The sequence below is a fragment of the Aminobacter sp. P4_H6_2 genome (assembly GCF_056400805.1).
The window spans coordinates 1-4,488 of the sequence record NZ_JBFUKO010000457.1; the positions used below are offsets into that span (position 1 = coordinate 1).

General features: G+C 63.5%; 6 protein-coding genes. 1 reads left to right on the plus strand and 5 read right to left on the minus strand.

Going from position 1 to position 4,488, the window contains the following annotated elements; translation table 11 throughout:
• The 5 genes from AC1DUU_RS24205 to AC1DUU_RS24225 form a co-directional block, all read right to left on the minus strand.
• The coding region (locus AC1DUU_RS24205) for a hypothetical protein (protein WP_476785925.1) at positions 1 to 192 on the minus strand (192 nt) is incomplete at its 3' end.
• A gap of 2 nt (positions 193 to 194) precedes the next feature.
• Positions 195 to 1,871 (minus strand): IS66 family transposase, encoded by a 1,677-nt coding sequence (gene tnpC / locus AC1DUU_RS24210; protein ID WP_476785926.1) that lies wholly within the window; start codon positions 1,869 to 1,871, stop codon positions 195 to 197.
• A gap of 65 nt (positions 1,872 to 1,936) precedes the next feature.
• Complete coding sequence (tnpB, locus tag AC1DUU_RS24215) at positions 1,937 to 2,284, minus strand: IS66 family insertion sequence element accessory protein TnpB (RefSeq protein ID WP_006201720.1); 348 nt, start codon at positions 2,282 to 2,284, stop codon at positions 1,937 to 1,939.
• Positions 2,281 to 2,634, minus strand: coding sequence for an IS66-like element accessory protein TnpA (gene tnpA / locus AC1DUU_RS24220; RefSeq protein ID WP_476785927.1), 354 nt, complete (start codon positions 2,632 to 2,634; stop codon positions 2,281 to 2,283). The genes tnpB and tnpA overlap by 4 nt, the downstream gene beginning before the upstream one ends.
• A 465-nt stretch (positions 2,635 to 3,099) precedes the next feature.
• Positions 3,100 to 4,017 carry a LysR family transcriptional regulator gene (locus AC1DUU_RS24225; RefSeq protein ID WP_476785928.1) on the minus strand — a complete coding sequence of 306 codons (918 nt, stop codon included), beginning with the start codon at positions 4,015 to 4,017 and terminating at the stop codon, positions 3,100 to 3,102.
• A gap of 119 nt (positions 4,018 to 4,136) precedes the next feature.
• Between AC1DUU_RS24225 and AC1DUU_RS24230 the strand changes: the two genes are divergently transcribed.
• A partial coding sequence (locus AC1DUU_RS24230; RefSeq protein WP_476785929.1) for a membrane dipeptidase occupies positions 4,137 to 4,488 on the plus strand: 352 nt, incomplete at its 3' end.

Here is a 4,488-nt window from a genome sequence, read left to right on the forward strand (position 1 = left end):
GAGTTTGACCTCCTCGATGCCTTCATCGGTGAAGGCCAAGATCCCGTCGTCATCGTTGGCGCCGTACACCCAGATGACGCCGTCCTCGGGCTCGAGACCGAGGGTCAGTTCCTGGATGAGCTCTTCGCTGACGCCGAGGCTACTGGCGACACGTTCAACGGTGTAGACGTGATGCACCTTATTGCGCTGCATGATCAGGCCGCCGCTGGTTGGGCCCGCAGTTTTGCGGGTCTCCAGTTCCACGGCAAAAAATCATCGATCCGATGGGCCGGATAGGCGGGCAGTCGGGCGAGGACGTGGGCGAGCCAGACCTGCGGGTCGATATCGTTCATCTTGGCGCTGACGATCAGGCTGTAGAGAATGGCAGCGCGCTGTCCGCCGCGATCGGAACCGCAGAACAGCCAGGACTTTCTGCCGAGAGCGATGCCGCGCAGGGCTCGCTCGGCTGCATTGTTCGATAGGCAAATCCGGCCATCGTCGAGGAACCGGGTGAAGGACGACCAGCGGCGCAGCATGTAGTTGAAGGCCTTGGTCAGATCGTGTCCGCTCGAGAGCTTGTCGCGCGTCTCGATCATCCAGCGCTCGAGTTCGGTGACCAGCGGCACGCTCCGCTCCTGGCGCACGGCGCGGCGTTGGGCCGGCGACAGGCCGTTGATCTCGCGCTCGATATCGAACAGGTCATCGATGCGCTTCACGGCTTCAACCGCTAGCGGATAGACCAGGTTGGGCTTCTCGCCGCGCGCCTTCTTGCGCGCCGCCGCTTCGATATCGGCCAGTTCGAACACTTTGCGCCGGCTGTGGGCCCAGCAGCTGGCTTCCAGAACAGGCGCCGGCTGACGACCCGTCGCATAGAGATCGCCATAACCACCAAAGGCATCGGCCTGCAGAATGCCGCTCCAGCCGGCGAGATGCGCCACGGGATGTTCCCCTCGACGATCGCGGGAATAGTAGAACACTGCCGCCGGCGGATCGGCGCCGCCGAACGGTCGGTCATCGCGCACATAGGTCCATAATCTGCCGGTATCGGTCTTGCCCTTGGCCAGGACCGGCACCGTCGTGTCGTCGCCGTGCAGACGTGAAGCGGCCAGCACATGGGCTTCGAGTCGCTTGAACAGAGGCATCAGCGCCGCGGCGCCGGCGCCGACCTGGTCGGCGAGCGTCGACAGGCTGAGCGGCACGCCTTCGCGCGCATAGCGTTCAGCCTGGCGGTTGAGCGGCTGATGCTGTCCGAACTTCTCGAACAGGATCATCGCCAGCAGGCCGGGACCGGCCCAGCCCCGCGGGGTGGCGTGGAATGGCGCCGGAGCCTGGCTGATCGCCTCGCAGTCGCGGCAGGTGAACTTCTCCCGCACGTGTTGGATCACCTTCCATTGCCGCGGCACCACCTCCAGCGTCTCGGTGATATCCTCACCCAGCTTGCGCAGCCGATGACCGCCGCAACAGTGGCAAGCGGTCGGCGCCGGCTCGACCATGCGTTCGCGCGGCAGATGCTCGGGAAATGGCTGACGCGCCGGTCGTTTGCGCACATAAGGCGCCACCCCGGTGGTCCGGGCCGCGGCCTGTTCGGCGGCGATCTCGTCTTCCGTCGCCGTGCTCTCGAGTTCCTCGAAAGTGAGCTCCATCTGGTCGTGCAGGCGGGCTGAACGTTCAGATCTCTGACCATGCAGCGCCCGCTGCAGCTTCCGGATCGTCAGATCCTGATGTGCGATCAGCGCCGCATCATCCGATGCCTTGGCCCTGGCGACCGCCAGTTCGGCCTCGACCAGCGCAGCGCGCGCGGCCTCGTCTTCGGCTCTGGCCAGCGCCGCGGTCAGCGCTGCTCTCAGCGCGCCGATATCGTCCGGAACAGCATCCAGGGCGGTGGCAACCATGCCCTGGAGTGAATCATAAAACGCGTCCGCTGACTCGCGGAAAATGGCGCAAATTCAAAGAAAACTCAGCCCGCGCGCTGGGGGCGGAACGTGTGACGCGGGTTGCGCCAATCGATCCCGTCGAGCATGTAGGCGAGCTGCGCCGGTGATATGGAAACCGTACCGTCCGCCGGCGACGGCCATAGAAACCGGCCCTTCTCGAGCCGTTTTGCATACAGCGACATGCCGAGCCCATCATGCCAGATAATCTTGATCAGATTGCCGCTTCGACCGCGGAAGACATAAAGATCGCCGGCATGTGGATCCCGGCCCAATGTCTCCTGAACCTGCAGAGCGAGGCCTTGCATCCCGCGACGCATATCGGTCCGGCCGACCGCCAACCAGATCCGCACCTGGCTCGGAACCGGGATCATGAAACGCCCAGCGCCTTCACCATCGCCGCCGCCAGTGTCGGCGGCGTGGTCAGCGGAATCCGCAGCCGCACCTTGCCGGCGACCTCCAGCTCGATCACCGCTGGTGACGCCGCCGGCACCGAAGCGGCGACAGGCTCATCCGGAACCACGACAACTTCGGCAAAGCCCGTCTCGCGGGCTCTCACCGTTCGGCGCCACTTGTAGATCAGGCTGGTCGCGACATCGTACTGACGCGCTACCGCCGCCACTGTGGCCCCCGGCGCGAATGCCGCGCGCAGAATCCGGCACTGATCCTCGTCACTCCAACGACGACGACGCTCAGGCCCGGTCAATAACGTCACATGGCTCATGCTGTCATGCTGTGCTGCTAACTACGCTCGTAAGGACGACTTCAAGAGCGCAGCCTCGCTAACGTGCCATGCTCGCGCAAGGCGGCCCTCGCCGGRGGCGTACCCTTTGCGGCCGACCTCCCATGAGCAAAACCGCTTGACTGGGACGGCCTCGTTACCGAAGTCTGGGCCCTAGGGTAGGTTCTCCGGAGGTCACGGTTCGTCGCATATACGGCATTCATCATCCAGTTCTTTAATGCATGCCAAGCCCTATTCGCGGCTAGAAGGTACGCCTAGCGCCTTTCCGGCCAGGCCTGTTTGTAAGGACGTGCTGACCATGCCTCAAACACGCTATGGCGTTGGCGCGCTGACCGCATTCGTTCGCGCCGGGTTCGAGACTGCTCGGCCAACCTCATGGCCACGCCACCCATGGCCTGGCGGGTGGTGCCACTGGTGCCGGACGAAGCCCCCGCTAGCTGACAGCGACTACGCCCTCCTCAACGGACGCGGCTTGAGATGGCTCAGAAGTGCGTCGAGGAAGACCCGTGTCTTGCGCGGCATGAGCTGCCTGCTCGGAAAGACGGCGCGTACCATCGCCGGAGACAGTCGCCACGCTGGCAGGAGGCGGATGAGTTCGCTGGTCTCAAGATAAGGGCGTGCGAAAAGGTCCGGCATCGCCGTGATGCCGGCACCCGACCGCGCCAGGCGGAGAAGCAGTTCGTAGGAATTCGCCGAAACCCGTCGTCCCGACATATCGACCGGGACCGATTGAGCGTCCTTGTTCAGAACCCAGCCCACCGGCATTCCGTCAGAAAGCAGCGCAAGGATGTCGTGCCGCCCAAGAGCCTCCGGGGTGTCGGGCTTTCCGGCGCGGTCCGTGTATAGCGGAGACGCATAGAGGCCGATGCCAAGGTCAACCAGATGCCGCGTGGTCAGCCGAAGGTCCTGGGTTTCCCCGCCGATCCGTATGGCGAGATCGAAGCCGTCGGCGACGACATCGATATAGCGAGGTGAAAGGTCCAGTTCGAGTTGGATTTCGCTGTAGGCCTTGCTGAAATCCGCCAGCATAGGGGCGAGCGAAATTGCGGCGAGGTCACCGGGAACGGAGACACGCAGCCGTCCGGAAGGTGTCACCTGCCGGTGCTCGGCCACCGCCATGACGGCCTCCACCTCATGGATGATCTGTTCAGACGGAATGAGGATGCGTTGGCCCATCTCGGTCAGGATGTTGCGGCGCGTCGTGCGTTGAAGCAGGCGTTCGCCCAGCTGACTTTCCAGAGCGGAGATGCGCCGAGAGACGGTGGACTTGGGCACACCAAGCCGTTCGGCCGCCGCACTGAAGCTTCCCGTCTCGGCGACGCGCGCGAAAATCATCAGATCGAATGGGTCGGGAGTGGTCGGCATGGCTGGTCTTGAATTGTTTCAAATATGAAACAATCAAACCCATTCCCGCCAATAGCGCAACAGCGAGATTGCCGATTAGCTGACGCCATGAACTTAATTGATCATCAGGTGCAGACGAAGTGACTGTTTCAGCCAGCAACCTCATCACCAAGGCTGTCGTCTGGGAAAGCGCGGTGGGCTGGACCCCTGAGTGTCTTGATGAAGGGCCCGATATGCTGGTCCGATATCGCGACGCCGGTTTCTCCTTCCTCTCGCTCACTATAGGCGCGGATTGGGACCGGCCGGAGCCCACATTCCGGCACCTGTCCCAACAAAGGCGCTGGTTCGAACAGCGCGCCCACGATTACCAGCTCATCGAAACCACCGCGGACATTCGTGCGGCCAAACGGTCGGGCAAAATGGCGATCGGTTTCCACCTGCAAGGCGCCGGCCCGGCCGCCCATGAGCCGGCCATGATCGACAGCTGGTACC

What these genes read in the sequence shown, in the direction of transcription:
- tnpB (WP_006201720.1), bottom strand. Translation starts at nt 2,284, where the DNA reads ATGATCCCGGTTCCGAGCCAGGTGCGGATCTGGTTGGCGGTCGGCCGG.
- AC1DUU_RS24225 (WP_476785928.1), bottom strand. Translation starts at nt 4,017, where the DNA reads ATGCCGACCACTCCCGACCCATTCGATCTGATGATTTTCGCGCGCGTC.
- tnpA (WP_476785927.1), bottom strand. Translation starts at nt 2,634, where the DNA reads ATGAGCCATGTGACGTTATTGACCGGGCCTGAGCGTCGTCGTCGTTGG.
- tnpC (WP_476785926.1), bottom strand. Translation starts at nt 1,871, where the DNA reads ATGGTTGCCACCGCCCTGGATGCTGTTCCGGACGATATCGGCGCGCTG.